The sequence below is a fragment of the Pseudacidovorax sp. genome, from assembly GCF_017991995.1.
Lineage (GTDB): Bacteria > Pseudomonadota > Gammaproteobacteria > Burkholderiales > Burkholderiaceae_C > Xenophilus.
The window spans coordinates 134,994-149,106 of record NZ_JAGOPN010000007.1; the positions used below are offsets into that span (position 1 = coordinate 134,994).

Annotated in this window: 14 protein-coding genes and 1 pseudogene; 8 read left to right on the forward strand and 7 right to left on the reverse strand. The window is 64.3% G+C overall.

Features of this window, described 5'->3' with window-relative positions; genetic code table 11:
- Positions 1-10 precede the first annotated feature (10 nt).
- From KBC94_RS11590 to cadR, 4 genes and pseudogenes are all read right to left on the reverse strand, one after another.
- Complete coding sequence (locus KBC94_RS11590; protein ID WP_016451578.1) at positions 11-1,324, reverse strand: TolC family protein; 1,314 nt, start codon at positions 1,322-1,324, stop codon at positions 11-13.
- A 134-nt stretch (positions 1,325-1,458) separates the two neighbouring features.
- The gene (locus KBC94_RS11595) at positions 1,459-1,932 is read right to left on the reverse strand and encodes a hypothetical protein (protein ID WP_012202408.1); all 474 of its coding nucleotides are present in this window, start codon (positions 1,930-1,932) and stop codon (positions 1,459-1,461) included.
- Positions 1,929-2,438: pseudogene (locus tag KBC94_RS11600) on the reverse strand (MerR family DNA-binding protein); the annotation flags it as partial. The gene KBC94_RS11595 and the pseudogene KBC94_RS11600, both read right to left, overlap by 4 nt.
- Before the next feature lie 173 nt (positions 2,439-2,611).
- The gene (gene cadR, locus KBC94_RS11610; protein WP_016451579.1) at positions 2,612-3,019 is read right to left on the reverse strand and encodes a Cd(II)/Pb(II)-responsive transcriptional regulator; all 408 of its coding nucleotides are present in this window, start codon (positions 3,017-3,019) and stop codon (positions 2,612-2,614) included.
- A 265-nt stretch (positions 3,020-3,284) separates the two neighbouring features.
- On the opposite strand from cadR, the gene KBC94_RS11615 reads away from it, so the two are divergent.
- From KBC94_RS11615 to KBC94_RS11630, 4 genes are all read left to right on the forward strand, one after another.
- On the forward strand, positions 3,285-6,158 hold the full coding sequence (locus KBC94_RS11615) for a heavy metal translocating P-type ATPase (protein WP_174484806.1): 2,874 nt from the start codon (positions 3,285-3,287) through the stop codon (positions 6,156-6,158).
- Positions 6,148-6,654, forward strand: coding sequence for a signal peptidase II (gene lspA / locus KBC94_RS11620; protein ID WP_016451581.1), 507 nt, complete (start codon positions 6,148-6,150; stop codon positions 6,652-6,654). The genes KBC94_RS11615 and lspA overlap by 11 nt, the downstream gene beginning before the upstream one ends.
- Positions 6,655-6,741: 87 nt before the next feature.
- Entirely contained in the window at positions 6,742-7,545 is an 804-nt protein-coding gene (locus KBC94_RS11625; protein WP_012202413.1) for an undecaprenyl-diphosphate phosphatase, read from the forward strand.
- Between the two features lie 231 nt (positions 7,546-7,776).
- The gene (locus KBC94_RS11630) at positions 7,777-9,726 is read left to right on the forward strand and encodes a cytochrome c/FTR1 family iron permease (RefSeq protein WP_012202414.1); all 1,950 of its coding nucleotides are present in this window, start codon (positions 7,777-7,779) and stop codon (positions 9,724-9,726) included.
- A gap of 63 nt (positions 9,727-9,789) precedes the next feature.
- Here KBC94_RS11630 and merA read toward each other — a convergent pair whose 3' ends face one another.
- From merA to merT, 3 genes are read right to left on the reverse strand one after another with little or no spacing between them, the layout of a single operon-like run.
- A complete protein-coding gene (gene merA / locus KBC94_RS11635; RefSeq protein WP_012202415.1) occupies positions 9,790-11,478 on the reverse strand; it encodes a mercury(II) reductase in 1,689 nt (562 codons plus the stop codon).
- A gap of 11 nt (positions 11,479-11,489) precedes the next feature.
- Entirely contained in the window at positions 11,490-11,768 is a 279-nt protein-coding gene (merP, locus tag KBC94_RS11640; protein WP_012202416.1) for a mercury resistance system periplasmic binding protein MerP, read from the reverse strand.
- Between the two features lie 12 nt (positions 11,769-11,780).
- Complete coding sequence (gene merT, locus KBC94_RS11645) at positions 11,781-12,131, reverse strand: mercuric ion transporter MerT (RefSeq protein WP_012202417.1); 351 nt, start codon at positions 12,129-12,131, stop codon at positions 11,781-11,783.
- Between the two features lie 71 nt (positions 12,132-12,202).
- On the opposite strand from merT, the gene merR reads away from it, so the two are divergent.
- The 4 genes from merR (at position 12,203) to KBC94_RS11665 (ending at position 14,108) form a co-directional block, all read left to right on the forward strand.
- Entirely contained in the window at positions 12,203-12,610 is a 408-nt protein-coding gene (gene merR, locus KBC94_RS11650; protein WP_012202418.1) for an Hg(II)-responsive transcriptional regulator, read from the forward strand.
- 175 nt (positions 12,611-12,785) lie between these two features.
- Entirely contained in the window at positions 12,786-13,115 is a 330-nt protein-coding gene (locus KBC94_RS11655) for a helix-turn-helix domain-containing protein (RefSeq protein WP_016451582.1), read from the forward strand.
- Positions 13,116-13,127: 12 nt separating this feature from the next.
- Positions 13,128-13,598 carry an ArsI/CadI family heavy metal resistance metalloenzyme gene (locus KBC94_RS11660; protein ID WP_012202420.1) on the forward strand — a complete coding sequence of 157 codons (471 nt, stop codon included), beginning with the start codon at positions 13,128-13,130 and terminating at the stop codon, positions 13,596-13,598.
- Between the two features lie 12 nt (positions 13,599-13,610).
- Positions 13,611-14,108: an arsenate reductase ArsC gene (locus KBC94_RS11665; RefSeq protein WP_012202421.1), complete on the forward strand. Its 498-nt coding sequence runs from the start codon at positions 13,611-13,613 to the stop codon at positions 14,106-14,108.
- Positions 14,109-14,113 lie beyond the last annotated feature (5 nt).

Sequence of the window (14,113 nt, forward strand, 5' to 3'; positions counted from 1 at the left end):
TCGGTTGTGCTCAGGGGCGGGGTGCGGCCGTGTCGTGACCAGCCGGCACCAGGTAGTTCAGTTGTGCCCACAGGCGCGCCGCGCCCATTTCCAGGCGCAAGCGTTCGACGCGCGTGTCAATCTCGGCGCGGCGTGCCTCTAGCACCGCGGTCAAGGTGCCCGCGTTGCCGCGGTAGGCGGCGATCGAGGCGCGCGTGCGCTCGGTGGCCAGTGGCAGCAGCGAGCTGTCGTAGCGCGCCAGGCGCTCTCGGTCGCTGCGCCATTCCTGCAGCATCGCCAGTGCCTCGGCCACATGGGCGCGCGTGGCTTCCTCGCGCTCGGCGCGCTTTTGCTCGACACTGGCGAGCTTGGCGGCCAGCTCGCGGTCCTGGCGGTTTTTCTGGTCCCACTGCAGCGGGATCGAAACATTGAGCGAGACCATGTTCGAGTAGGCCGGGCCGCGCTGGCTGTACATCAGCTCGACGCTCACATCGGTCTTCTTGTTGGCTTGCGCGATGTCGGCTTCGGCCTGCGCGACCTCTTCCTGCTTTTGCATCACGGCGATTTCAGGGTGGTGGGCCAACTGGGCTTCCAAATCCTGCGGGCTCAGGCGAACCGTATCCAATGCCGGAACCGAGCCCAGGGGATCGCTTGCGACGGAGCCAATCCAGCGCGCCAGTTGCGTGCGGGCCGTGGCGACCTGGCGCTCGGCCTGCTCGATGCGGTCGTCGATCTGGGCGACCGCCGAACGGGCGGCGAACACATCGGCTTGCGTGCCGCGCCCGCCCCGGTAGGCGGCATCAGCGGCGTCGATCTGCAGGCGCGCTTCGTCGCGCTGGGTCACCAGCATGTCGCGCACACGCTCCTGGAAGAGACGGTCCAGCCAGGCCAAGGCGGTGTCGCGCTGCAGGTTGGCGAGCGCCAGGCTGCGCCCGGCCTCGGCGACTTCGGCCTCGCGCTCGTAGCGCCCGGCACGGGCCTTGAGTTTGTCTTCGCGTGTGAACTCCTGCATCACGCCGATGGAGCGCATGGTCATGAAGTCGCGCGTCGGGCTGAACCGATCCGCGCCGTTGACGGGCAGGTTGTTGATGCCGAGCTTGAGGGTGGGGTCTGGCCGCTGTCCGGCGGCGACCGCCATGTCCCGTGCGGCCGATGCCGTCGCATCCTGGGCCACGAGCGCGCGAGAACGGGTTTGTGCCAGGCGCAGCGCCTGATCCAGCGTCAGGCCGTCGGCGGCATGGGCTGCACCGGCGCCCATGGCGAATGCCGCAACGATGCCGGCAGCAAGCCTGCGCCATGGCACAGCGCCGCCCGGCGTGCGGAAAGAAAAAGAGTCGATGAACATGGGATCTCCAGTTGACGAATGCCATCAGGTCGAATGGAGCTTGGCGGGGGCGAGCGGAAACTCGCGGACACGCGCAAGCGCGACCGATCGGTCTGGTTCAGCCGGCTCAGGCCGGCCGCACCAGCGTCAGGAGATCAAATGCGAAAACAGCAGTGCAGGATGGCGTGCGGCGGAGACGCCGCGACGCGCCGGAATATCACGTCGGCCGAAGGCCAGCCATGCCCGAGAGGCTCGGGTTGCACCGGAAGGGTGTAGAGGGTCGTCAGCAGCGCCGCGGGTACGGTCGGGGCCGACGCATGGTCGGCGCTTTGCTGGCCGAAACGGCAGTGCTCTACGCACAAGTTGGCGGCGTTGTCGTCGATTTGGTCGCAGCTCGCCATGGCGGCCATGTCTGACGTTGCGACCATGTCGGGCGACACGGCCATCGCAGCACCGGCCTCATCACCGGGCATCGCCGCGGCCGACGCATTCAGGGCCATCGTCGGAAGCGACTGCGGCATGCCCGACAGTGCGGGGCAGGCGTAGGCAGCGATGGCCAACTGGCCGAAGACCAGCACACCGAGCATCAGCCGGCAGACGAATCGCCTGAACATGCGCGTCATCGTCATGCGGCCACCCCATCAGTGCGGTGATAGGCTTCAGCGCCCGGCCGCACGGATCTGCGTCGGCCGGCAACGCTTGCCTGCGCAACGAGGCTCGGATCGGCGATGGCCGGATCTAAGTCCTGCTCCCCGGTCAGCGCGGCGATGATCGAACAGGCCGAACCTTCTGGCGCTTTGGCGCAGCAATCGGCCAGATTTTCCAGCGCCGAGGCCATCGACTGCAGGTCGGCCACGCGCTCCCGGATCTCCGCGATGCGTTCGCGGGTGATTTCCCGCACGCGCAGCCGATCACGCTTGGTACTCAAGGACATCAGTTCGGCGATGTCCTCCAGCGAGTACCCCAATGCCTGAGCCCGCTTGATGAAGCGCAGACGACGGACATCGTCCTCCGAATTGCCGGAAGCCGCCGTCCACGCGATCCGGCGCAGCCAGCAATCCACCGCGCTGGTAATAGCGCACCGCCTCCACGCCAACGCCTGCCGCGTCGGCGAGTTTGCGTATGGTGAATGCATGGGTCGGCATGGGGAAAAGAATGGCTCAGGCGATCGAACGACGAAAAGACTCTATGTCTGTTGTTTGGTACGTAGTTTAGGCGGTCTTGCCGGCGCATGTCAACACAGCCTTCGCCTGCTGCCAGTGCTTGCGCACAGGCGTCTTGCCCTGCGCCATCGATAGATCTGTTTGACTACGCTTCCCGCTGCGCTGCAGAGACCAGCTCGCCAAGGATGCCGCACTCTTTCGCTTGATGTCCTGCGGAGCAGCGGGCGCGCAGCGTCGTCAGTTGCCTTTCCAGTGCTTTCAAGCTGGTCAGGCGGGCACGCACCCTCGCAATCTGCTCGTCGACCAGCCGGTTGATGTCCGCGCAATCCTCATCCGGACGGGATGTGAAGTTCAGGAGCCGCCTGACATCGGCCAGAGGAATGTCCAAGGCCCGGCAGTGGCGGACAAAGGACAGTCCATCGATGTGTTCCGTCCCGTATACCCGGTATCCATTGGTCTGCCGAGCTGGCGGCGGCAACACCCCCGTCCTCTCGTAGAACCGGATCGTGTCGGTGTCCACGCCGGTGGCGTGGCTCAACTCGCCAATTTTCATCGCAGAACACTCACATGTTGTCAGGACATGCATCGTAGCCGCTTGACCTTGGAGCTACTCCAAGGTGTGAAATAGCCCTTGTAAATGAAAGCACAAGGGGAACGGCACCTGTCGCAACGCTGTCGGCGTCTGCGCTTTGGCTCTCCTGCGCGGAGACTGGCAAAGCTGGCCCGTCTCACCACCTGACTCTTGAAGAAGAACGGATCGATCCATGAAAGCAGACACCGAAACCTCCTGCACCACGGCGTGCTGTTCAGCGAGCGCCATGAGCGCAGCGGCGACCGTTGAGCCACTCGTGACCCACTTCGGGATAGCCAACATGGATTGCCCCAGCGAGGAGGCTCAGATTCGCAAGCGCTTGGCGCAGGTCGATGGCGTCCGGGATATGGCTTTCGACTTGACCCGTCGCCGCCTTGAGGTCACACACGAACCAGCTGGACAGAACGCCATCCTGCGCGCGCTGCACGACATCGGCATGCGGGCGGTCGTGGAACCCGCGCCGCAGCAGGTCATCTACTTCATCAAGGAGATGGACTGTCCCAGCGAAGAGCGCCAGTTGCGCTCGATGCTGGAGCCACTGGCGGGCGTGCAGGCGGTGGACTTCGATCTGAAGGCCCACACGCTGACGGTGACCCATTCGCTGACCGATACAGCCCCGATTGCCAGGACCATCGAAGGCCTGGGAATGAAGCCGGTGGAAAAGACGGCGGGCAGCATGCCAATCGCTGTCGAAGCCCTCATCCCCAGCACGGCGGCGTCGCAAACCCCGGCACCGGCGACAGGGAACGGTACACGCTTCCTTATTCCGAACATGGATTGCCCTACCGAAGAGGCAACGATCCGCAAGCGCCTTGGTGCGGTCGATGGCATCGAACGGCTGGATTTCGACCTGATGGGGCGACGGCTCGATGTCCAGCACCGTCTGCCCGACCCCGCGCCGATCCTCAAGGCCCTGAACGATGTAGGCATGAAGGCCAGCATTGAGCACGCTGACGACACCGGGCCGCAGGGCCAGGCCGTGTACCTGATCGAAAAAATGGACTGCCCGACCGAGGAGGGCCTGCTGCGCAAGGCGCTCGAAGGCATGCCTGGGGTGAAGGCCCTGGATTTCAACCTGATGGGCCGCACGCTGACCGTGAGCCACGAGCTTGTCGATCTGGCTCCGGTGACCAGCGCGATCGAGCGGCTCGGCATGGCTCCAGTGCTCCAAAGCGCCTCCGACCCGGCGCCATCCGCTCCCCGTGAGTTCGGCACCGGCATCTCGCGCGGGCAATGGATTCGGATGGCGGTCTCCGGCGTGCTGGCGCTCGGCGCGGAGGCCATGGTCTTCGCGGGTGCTCCCGAGGCCTCCTGGCCCATCATTCTTGCTTGCCTCGCGGCCATCGGCCTGGGTGGGGTCGAGACCCTCAAGAAGGGCTGGATCGCGCTGAAGACGCGTTCGCTGAACATGAACCTGTTGATGACGGTCGCCGTCATCGGCGCGGCGCTGATCGGCCAGTGGCCCGAGGCGGCGGTGGTCATCTGGCTCTTCGGCATCGCCGAGATGATCGAGGCCTTGAGCCTGGATCGGGCCCGCAATGCCATCCGCAAGCTGATGGACCTGGCGCCAGAGAACGCATTGGTGCGCCAGCCCGACGGTCAATGGCGCGAGGTCAAGGCGGATACCGTGCCACTCGGAAGTGTTGTGCGGGTGCGTCCGGGCGAACGCATCGCACTGGATGGCGAAGTCGTCGCGGGACAGTCGTCGGTGAACCAGGCGCCGATCACCGGCGAAAGCATGCCGGTGGAGAAGACCGCCGGTGCCACGGTCTTCGCCGGCACCATCAACGAGCGCGGCACGCTGGAGTTCCGCGTTACCTCGCGCAAGGGCGAAACCACCCTCGACCGCATTGCACGATCGGTCCAGGAAGCGCAGGGACAACGCGCGCCCACGCAACGCTTCGTGGACAAGTTCGCCGGCATCTATACACCCGCGGTGTTTGCGCTTGCCCTTGCCGTGGCGGTCATTCCTCCGCTCGCTTTCGGGCAGCCCTGGTTCGAATGGGTCTACAAGGCGCTGGTGATGCTGGTCATTGCCTGCCCCTGCGCATTGGTGATCTCCACGCCGGTTACCGTGGTCAGCGGCCTGGCAGCTGCCGCACGCCGAGGCATCCTGGTCAAGGGCGGTCTTTACCTCGAACAAGGGCGGCACCTGAAATCGGTGGCCCTGGACAAGACCGGGACCCTGACCCATGGGCGCCCCGCACTGACCGATGTCATATCGCTGCGCGGCCTGCCGAAGGAAGAAGTTCTGCGCATTGCAGCGAGCATCGATGCTCTGTCGGAGCATCCTGTGGCCACCGCCATCGTGGCGGGCTACAACCAACCGCATGCCCAGGTGGACAAGTTCGAGGCGATCCCTGGACGCGGCGTCAAAGGCAACGTCGATGGAGATGTCTATTACGTCGGCAACCACCGGCTGATCAAAGAGCTGGGACTTTCAACACTTGAGGTCGAGACTCAGCTCGATGCGTTGGAGTACCAGGCCAAGACCGTTGTGCTCCTCGCCACGGACCAGCAAGTACTCGCCCTGCTGGCCGTGGCCGACACAGTGCGCGACACCAGCCGGCAAGCGATCGCCGAACTCAAGTCGCTGGGAATCGAACCAGTCATGTTGACTGGCGATAACGCGAAAACCGCGCAAGCCGTGGCTGCCCAGGTCGGCATCACCAGCGCCAAGGGCGAGTTGCTGCCGCAGGACAAGCTGCAGGCAATCGAAGAACTGCTCTCACGCGGGCCAGTCGGCATGGTGGGCGACGGCGTCAACGACGCACCGGCATTGGCCAAGTCGAGCATAGGCTTCGCAATGGGCGCAGCTGGCACCGACACGGCAATCGAAACGGCCGACGTCGCATTGATGCAGGACAACCTGCGCAAGCTTCCAGAGTTCATCCGGCTGTCACAGCGCGTAGCCGGCATCCTGACGGCCAACATCGTCTTTGCGCTTGGAACAAAGGCGGTGTTCATGGCCTTGGCCTTTACTGGACATGCAAGTCTGTGGCTGGCGATTCTGGCCGACATGGGTGCCAGTCTGGCGGTCGTTTTCAATGGGATGCGCTTGCTGCGGTCGTCTGAGGACATCAAGCCACATGGCCATTGATAGGGCTGTCTTGCGGATGTACCTGTTGGCCGTGACGGTGCTTGCCGCCGACGTAGCGACCAAGGCGGCCATCGTCGCGTGGATTCCCTTGTATGGCTCCCATGAAATCACGCCATGGTTCAACATCGGGCATTGGCTGAATCCAGGCGCGGCCTTCAGCTTCTTGGCGCAGGCGGGTGGGTGGCAACGCGGCTTTTTTATTGTTATTGGCGTCGCTGCTTCTGCCTTTCTCACCTGGCTCATTGCCCGCGAGAAGACTGCAACACCTGAGGCCGTGGGCTATGCAGCAATTCTCGGCGGCGCGCTCGGCAATGTTCTTGATCGAGTGCGGCATGGGGCCGTGGTGGACTGGCTCGATTTTCATTGGGGCGATTGGCACTGGCCTGCGTTCAATGCAGCCGACGTTGGCATCACCCTGGGAGCGGGGCTTCTGCTGATCGCCGCGTTTCGCGGCCGCGGCCGAAACGGCGCAGATTCCCATTCGCCAGCACGATGATCCAGATTTTCATTGACACATGCGGAGCCGTGAGCACGGCTTCGGAGAAACCGATGTCCCACTCGGCGCTACCACTGCCGCCTGCAAATGCACGCTGAACTCGTTCTCAAGACGCTAATGATGGGCGTCGTCGAAGGCATCACGGAATTCTTGCCAGTCTCCTCGACGGGGCATTTGATCCTAGCGGGCAATGCGCTCTCATTCCTTGCGAAAGAGAAGCGCGACGTCTTTGAAGTGTTCATCCAGTTCGGCGCGATGCTCGCGGTCATCTGGGAATATAGGGCTCGTCTGGCAAGCGTTGTTGTCTCAGCGCATGCCGACCAAGGCTCCCGCCGGTTTTTAGTGAACCTTGCCATTGCATTTATGCCCGCGGCAGTGCTCGGACTGCTGATTGGATCTCATGTGCAGAGGCTGCTTTTCAGTCCGGGGCCGGTGGCCGTCGCACTCGTTGTCGGTGGCATCGCGATCCTGTGGGCTGAGCGACGCCCCGTGCAAGTGAAGGCTGAGCGTGCCGAACAGATCAGCCGAATCGACGCACTGAAGATTGGTTTCGTGCAGTGCCTTGCGCTCTGGCCGGGTACTTCGCGCTCAGGCGCGACGATTATCGGCGGGCTATGGTTCGGGGCTTCGCGGCAGGCTGCGACGGAGTTTTCGTTTTTCCTCGGCATTCCAATCTTGGGGGCCGCCTCGGTATACAACCTCTTCAAGCACTGGGGCGCATTGTCGAGCGACGACATCGGCGTTTTTGCAATGGGTTTCATTGCTTCTTTCGCATTTGCGCTGCTTGCGATACGCCTTCTGATGCGTTATTTGACCGGACATGGATTTGGAGTTTTTGCGTGGTATCGCATTGCACTGGGAACGCTAATCTTGGTAGCGGTCGCCACGTAACCTTTCACTGGCGATGACGACGACCCATGTGGACGCTGTTGAAGGCCTTCTGCACAACAGGCCGTGGCGCAGGGCCATACGTGCAGCGAAAGGTGCGCGGCGTAGTTAGCCCCATCATTTTTCGCCGGCAACAGGCAAATCTTCGTTTTAGAACCTTCGCTCGCACTGCATCGTGCAACGCCCAGTGGTCCGAGTCATCGATAAAATGAGAATCAATAACATTTATACATCATGAAAATGCTTTCTCTTTGCGCCAGGCGATTCCTGGCAATAGCCGCGTTGTTCGCACTCTGGTCGGCTTCTCCCGCCTGGGCTGCCGCCCCTGCCGCCAGCGACCAGGCCAAGCAGACCTGGCAATTGCTGGACTACCTCGCGGTTGACTACGGCGGCGCGGTGAGCAACGGCCAGATTCAAAGTGCCAGCGAGTACGAGGAGATGAAGGAGTTCGCGGCAACCGCCGCACAGCAGCTTGCCGCACTGCCGAGCACTGCGGCGCTGCCCGAGTTGCAGCGGCAGGCCAAAGCGCTCGGAGACCTCATCGCCGCAAAGGCGGACGCCAAGGCCGTGGCCGACAGCGCCCATTCGCTGGCCGCAGCGCTGGTCAAAGCCTATCCGTTTCCGCTCTCGCCGACCCAGCCGCCGGATCTCGCACGCGCCAAGGTGCTGTTTGAAGCCAACTGCGCGGCATGCCACGGGGCAACCGGTGCAGGCGACGGCCCGCTCGGCGCCAAGCTCGAACCGCCGCCGATCGCCTTCACCGATCGTGATCGTGCCCGTTCGCGCAGCGTGCTCGCGCTGTACCAGGTCATTTCTCAAGGCGTGACCAGCACGTCGATGCCCAGCTTCGCCACGCTCTCCGACGAGGATCGGTGGGCATTGGCATTTTTCGCCGGCACACTGTCGCATGACGATGCCATGCGCGCACGCGGCGAACAGTCCTGGGGGCGAGACGCCAGCGCCAAGGCTGTCTTTCCCGACCTGGCTGCTGCCGCCACCTTGACCGAAGCCGCCTTGTCCGAGCGGATGCCCCCGGACGCAGCCCGCGACCTCACCGCCTATGTTCGCCGCCACCCGGAAGTCACCGCTGCCGCGAGCGGCTCGGGCGGACTGGCCTTGGCCCGCACACGCCTTCAGGAGAGCCTTGCCGCGGCGCGCGCGGGCGACCGGGCCAGCGCAACGCGCCTGGGCCTGTCGGCCTACCTGGATGGATTTGAGCCTCTGGAGCCGGCATTGCGCGCACGCAACCAGACACTTCTCACGGAAGTCGAAAACGCCATGCTGGCCTATCGCGGCGCGCTCGCCGGCGGGAAACTGGAACAAGCCGATGCCACGGCGCAGAAGCTGGACTATCTCTTTGCCCAGGTGGACGCCGAACTCGGCGCGGACAAGGCAGACCCGCTGACCACGTTCATCGCCTCCCTCACCATCCTGCTGCGCGAAGGGGTTGAAGCGCTGTTGATCGTCGTGGGCATGCTGGCCTTCCTGAAGAAGGCAGAACGGCGCGATGTGCTGGGCTATGTGCATGGCGGCTGGATGGCCGCACTGGCTTGCGGTGGCCTGACCTGGGCGGTGGCCACCTACTTCGTGAGCATCAGCGGCGCAAGCCGTGAGGTGACCGAGGGGGTTTCATCCCTGTTTGCGGCCGTTGTGCTGCTGAGCGTCGGGCTCTGGATGCACCAGAAAAGCACGGCGGGCAAGTGGCAGGCCTACCTGAAGGAAAAACTCTCCGCAGCCATGACGCGGCGTTCGGCATGGGCATTGTTCGCCTTGTCGTTCATTGCGGTCTACCGCGAAGTTTTCGAGACGGTGCTTTTCTATTCGGCCCTGGCCGGCGACGGCAACAATGGAGCCCTGCTCGGTGGATTGGTGGGCGGAGTGGCCGTTCTGGCCGTCCTCGCATGGTTCATGCTGCGCACCAGCGCCCGCATGCCGATCGGCAAATTCTTCAGTCTCAGCTCGATCCTGGTAGCGGTGCTCGCGGTCGTGCTCGCCGGCAAGGGGGTTGCCGGCCTCCAGGAGGCCGGCCGGTTGAGCGCCAGCCCGATCCATTGGCCGCGCATCGAAGTGCTTGGCATCTATCCGTCAGCGGAAACCGCCATTGCGCAAGCCGTGGTGCTTGCCGTTGCTCTGGCAGGCTTTGCCATGAACGCCGTGAAGGCGCGAAATCCCCGGCCCGCGTGAAACAAGCCGGCGTCACTGCCGAGCGTGACTCCTGGAAAAAATCGCGCTCAGCAAGAGATGACGCTATCCGGCACAGCAGGACAGCTGCTTCACGTCCTTGCTGAAGGTCTGCGCCGCGAGCTTCAGGCCCTCGACCATCGTCAGGTAGGGGAATAGCTGATCGGCCAGCTCCTGCACGGTCATCCGGTTGCGGATCGCCAGCGCCGCCGTCTGGATCAGTTCGCCCGCTTCCGGCGCGACCGCCTGCACGCCGATCAGCCGTCCGGTGCCGGCCTCGGCAACCAGCTTGATGAAGCCGCGCGTGTCGAAGTTGGCCAGCGCCCTCGGCACGTTGTCGAGCGTGAGCGTGCGGCTGTCGGTCTCGACGCCGTCGTGGCGCGCTTGCGCCTCGCTGTAGCCCACCGTCGCCACCTGCGGATCGGTGAACACCACGGCCGGCATCGCCGTCAGGTCCAGCGTCGCGTCGCCGCCGGTCATGTTGATGGCGGCGCGCGTGCCGGCCGCCGCCGCGACGTAGACGAATTGCGGCTGGTCGGTGCAGTCGCCGGCCGCGTAGATGTGCGGCGCGCTGGTACGCATGGTGTGGCTGACGAGGATGGCCCCCTGGGGATTGACCTCGATGCCCGCCGCTTCGAGGTTCAGCGTGCGGGTGTTCGGCGCGCGCCCCGTGGCAATGAGCAGCTTGTCGGCGCGCAGCTCGCCGCGATCCGTCGTCAAGATGAACTCTTCCTCTGCATGGGCGACTCGACTGGCCTGGACATGCTCCAGCACCTCGATGCCCTCGGCACGGAACGCGGCCGTGACGGCTTCGGCGACGGCGGGGTCTTCGCGAAAGAGCAGTGTGCTGCGCGCGAGGATCGTGACCTGGCTGCCCAGCCGGGCAAAGGCTTGCGCCAATTCGACTGCCACCACCGACGAACCGATCACGGCCAGCCGCGAGGGAATGGCATCGCTCGCCAGCGCCTCGGTGGAGGTCCAGTAGGGAGTGCCCTTCAAGCCAGGAATCGGCGGGAGCGCGGGGCTCGCACCAGTGGCGATGAGACAGCGGTCGAAGGCCACCGTGCGCTCACCGCCTTCCGCCAGTTGCACGGTCAGGCAGTTTTCATTCATGAAACGGGCCTCGCCATGCAGCACGGTGATAGCCGGGGTGCTCTGCAGGATGCCTTCGTACTTGGCATGGCGCAGCGCATCGACGCGGCCTTGTTGCTGGGCCAGCAGCCGCTCGCGCAGAATGGACGGCGGCGTGGGCGGCAGGCCGGCATCGAACGGGCTTTCCCGGCGCAGATGCGCAATGTGCGCGGCGCGGATCATGATTTTGGACGGCACGCAGCCGACATTGACGCAGGTGCCGCCGATGGTGCTCCGCTCGATTAGCGTCACGCGCGCGCCTCGCTCGACCGCCTTGAGTGCCGCCGCCATCGCCGCGCCGCCACTGCCGATCACGGCCACATGCAGCGCCCGCTCGCCACCACCGTGACTCGGTTCGCTGCCCAGCCAGCCCAGCGCCTTGCCCAACAAGCCCGCAGCCTTGTTCGGCGTGTCGGACACCCGTGCGCGGTAACCGAGCGCGGCCATCGCCGCGACCAGCGGACCATGGTTCATGTCCGCATCCGCCTCGACCTCGGCCCGTCGCCGCGGATAGGACACCGAGGCCGAGCGCACCCCGGGCACCTTCTCCAGCGCCTCTCTGACGTGCTCGGCGCACGACGCGCAGGTCATGCCGTCGATGTGCAAGGCGATCGCTTCGGCCATGGCGGGCAACCTCACTGCTTGACGGTGGCGGGGTAGCCCGCGTTTGCGGTGGCCTTGGCCAAGGCCCCGGCGTTGGTCTTGGCATCGTCGAAGGTCACGACGGCTTCCCGCTTTTCATAGCTGACCTCGGTCTTCTGGACCCCGGCCACCTTGAACAGGGCCATCTTGACCGTGATCGGACACGACGCGCAGGTCATATCGGGCACCGACAGTGTGACGGTCTTGGTGGCGGCCCACGCCGGAGCGCCCAGGGTAACGGCCAGGGCAATAGCGGTGGCAAGTTTCTTCACGGTGGATTCCTCTCAATAGAACAACGGCAGGACGTACGGAAAAGCGAGGGCAATCAAGACCAGCGCGACCACGATCCAGAAAATGATCTTGTAGGCCGTCCGCACGCGGGGCACGGCGCAGACCTCATCCGGCTTGCAGGCGTGAACCGGCCGGAAGATGCTGCGCCAGGCGAAAAACAGCGCCATCAGGGCCGCGCCGATGAAAATCGGCCGGTAGGGTTCCAACACGGCCAGGTTGGCGATCCAGGCGCCCGAGAAACCGAGCAAGACCAAGATGAGGGGGCCGAGGCAACAGGCCGACGCAAGAATGGCGGCGAGGCCGCCAGCGGCCAGGGCGCCACGCCCGCTCTTGGGTTCCGACATATGGTTTTCCTTCCGGGACTTCGCTTGATGCTGTAAGGTTACTTCCGTAGTCAACTACGGAGTCAAGCGTCATGGAAAGCGCCTCGGACAATCTGACCATCGGCGCCTTTGCCAAGGCGGCCACAGTCAATGTGGAGACGATCCGGTTCTATCAGCTCAAGGGCTTGTTGCCCCAGCCGGAGCGGGCCTACGGCCGCATCCGCCGCTACGGGCCGGCAGATGTGGCGCGGGTGAAGTTCGTGAAGTCAGCCCAGCGCCTGGGGTTCAGCCTGGATGAAATCGGCCAGCTTCTGAAACTTGAGGACGGCACCCATTGCAATGAGGCGGCGGAGCTGGCCTCGCTGCGGCTGGCCGATGTGCGCGCCCGCCTGGTGGACCTCACACGGATTGAGGCGGCATTGTCGAAATTGGTGGGTGAATGCGACGCGCACCATGGCAATGTGTCCTGCCCGCTGATCGCGGCATTGCACTGCTGTTGAGCGGAGAAGTTCGGCCGTTCACCTCGCGGCGAAGGGGCGGACAGGCAAGCGCGGCGCGCGAACCAGATTTAAGGTATTGAGCCGGAGGCGCGATGGGATCAAGACCGGATGGCCACAATTCGGCGCGATAGTGCCCTTTTGCACATTAATTCAATAAATGTTGTATTATCGAAATATGAAAGAGACCCAAGCCGTTTCCGCCCTCGGCGCCCTGGCCCACACCCAGCGCCTGCGGGTTTTCCGCGCCCTGGTGGTCGCCGGCCCCGAAGGGCTGACACCCAGCGCCCTCGCCGACCAGCTCGACGTGGCCCGCAATTCCCTGTCCTTCCACCTGAAGGAGCTGGCCCATGCCGGCCTGGTCACCATCGAGCAGCAGGGCCGCAACCTGATCTACCGCGCCGACTTCACCCAGATGAACGGACTGCTCGGCTACCTGACCGAGCACTGCTGCCAAGGCAGCACATGCGAGGTCAGTGATTCCTCCTCTGCCTGTACTTCCTGCTGAAAGGATCTCCCCATGAAGCGCTTTCACGTTCACCTGCACGTCGATGACCTGAACCGCAGCATCGGCTTCTATTCCCAACTGTTCGCCGCGCAGCCCGCGCGTGTCGAGGGCGACTACGCCAAGTGGATGCTCGAAGACCCGCCGGTCAACTTCGCTATCTCCACACGGGGCAACAAACCAGGCATCGACCATCTGGGCATCCAGACCGACGATGCGGAGGAATTGGCCGTGCTGAAGGCACGCGCCGAGGCGGCCGACATGGCGCTGCTCGACGAAGGCACCACCACCTGCTGCTACGCGCGCAGCGAGAAGCACTGGATCACCGATCCGCAGGGCGTGGCCTGGGAACACTTTCATACGCTGGGCAGCATCCCGGTCTTCAACGAAGCGGCGCCTGCAACGGGTTCTGCCGCAGCCTGCTGCGCCCCGGCGCGCGGCAAGCCGGTGGGCGTTGCGGTGAAGCCGGCTTCGTCCTGCTGCTGATGTGAGACATCCATGACCACCAACAAGACCTACAACGCCCTGTTCATCTGCACGGGTAACTCGGCCCGCTCCATCCTGGCCGAAGGCATCCTCAATGAATTGGGCCAGGGGCGCTTTCGCGCCTACTCGGCGGGCAGCCACCCCAAGGGCGAAGTCCACCCGCTGGCGCTTGCCACGCTGGAACGGCTGCATATGCCGATCGTCGGCTACCGCAGCAAGAACTGGGACGAGTTCGCGGCGCCCGGTGCACCGGAGCTGGATTTCATCTTCACGGTGTGCGACAACGCCGCCGGCGAGGTCTGCCCCGTATGGCCTGGGCGCCCGATGTCAGCGCATTGGGGTGTGCCTGATCCTGCAGCCGTTGAAGGCACCGACGAGCAGAAGCGCAAGGCGTTCACGGATGCGGCGCTGACCTTGCGCCGGCGCATTGAGCTGTTCCTGTCGCTGCCATTGCAGCGGCTCGATGCCATGTCGCTGCAGCACGAGCTGCGCAGCATTGGTACGAAGTGAGGTCT

Excerpts from the sequence above, each read along its gene's own strand:
- merR (WP_012202418.1), top strand. The coding sequence starts at position 12,203 with ATGGAAAGCGCCTCGGACAATCTGACCATCGGCGCCTTTGCCAAGGCG.
- KBC94_RS11595 (WP_012202408.1), bottom strand. The coding sequence starts at position 1,932 with ATGACGATGACGCGCATGTTCAGGCGATTCGTCTGCCGGCTGATGCTC.
- KBC94_RS11630 (WP_012202414.1), top strand. The coding sequence starts at position 7,777 with ATGAAAATGCTTTCTCTTTGCGCCAGGCGATTCCTGGCAATAGCCGCG.
- KBC94_RS11590 (WP_016451578.1), bottom strand. The coding sequence starts at position 1,324 with ATGTTCATCGACTCTTTTTCTTTCCGCACGCCGGGCGGCGCTGTGCCA.
- merT (WP_012202417.1), bottom strand. The coding sequence starts at position 12,131 with ATGTCGGAACCCAAGAGCGGGCGTGGCGCCCTGGCCGCTGGCGGCCTC.
- KBC94_RS11615 (WP_174484806.1), top strand. The coding sequence starts at position 3,285 with ATGAGCGCAGCGGCGACCGTTGAGCCACTCGTGACCCACTTCGGGATA.
- cadR (WP_016451579.1), bottom strand. The coding sequence starts at position 3,019 with ATGAAAATTGGCGAGTTGAGCCACGCCACCGGCGTGGACACCGACACG.
- merA (WP_012202415.1), bottom strand. The coding sequence starts at position 11,478 with ATGGCCGAAGCGATCGCCTTGCACATCGACGGCATGACCTGCGCGTCG.
- KBC94_RS11665 (WP_012202421.1), top strand. The coding sequence starts at position 13,611 with ATGACCACCAACAAGACCTACAACGCCCTGTTCATCTGCACGGGTAAC.
- KBC94_RS11655 (WP_016451582.1), top strand. The coding sequence starts at position 12,786 with ATGAAAGAGACCCAAGCCGTTTCCGCCCTCGGCGCCCTGGCCCACACC.
- KBC94_RS11625 (WP_012202413.1), top strand. The coding sequence starts at position 6,742 with ATGCACGCTGAACTCGTTCTCAAGACGCTAATGATGGGCGTCGTCGAA.
- KBC94_RS11660 (WP_012202420.1), top strand. The coding sequence starts at position 13,128 with ATGAAGCGCTTTCACGTTCACCTGCACGTCGATGACCTGAACCGCAGC.
- lspA (WP_016451581.1), top strand. The coding sequence starts at position 6,148 with ATGGCCATTGATAGGGCTGTCTTGCGGATGTACCTGTTGGCCGTGACG.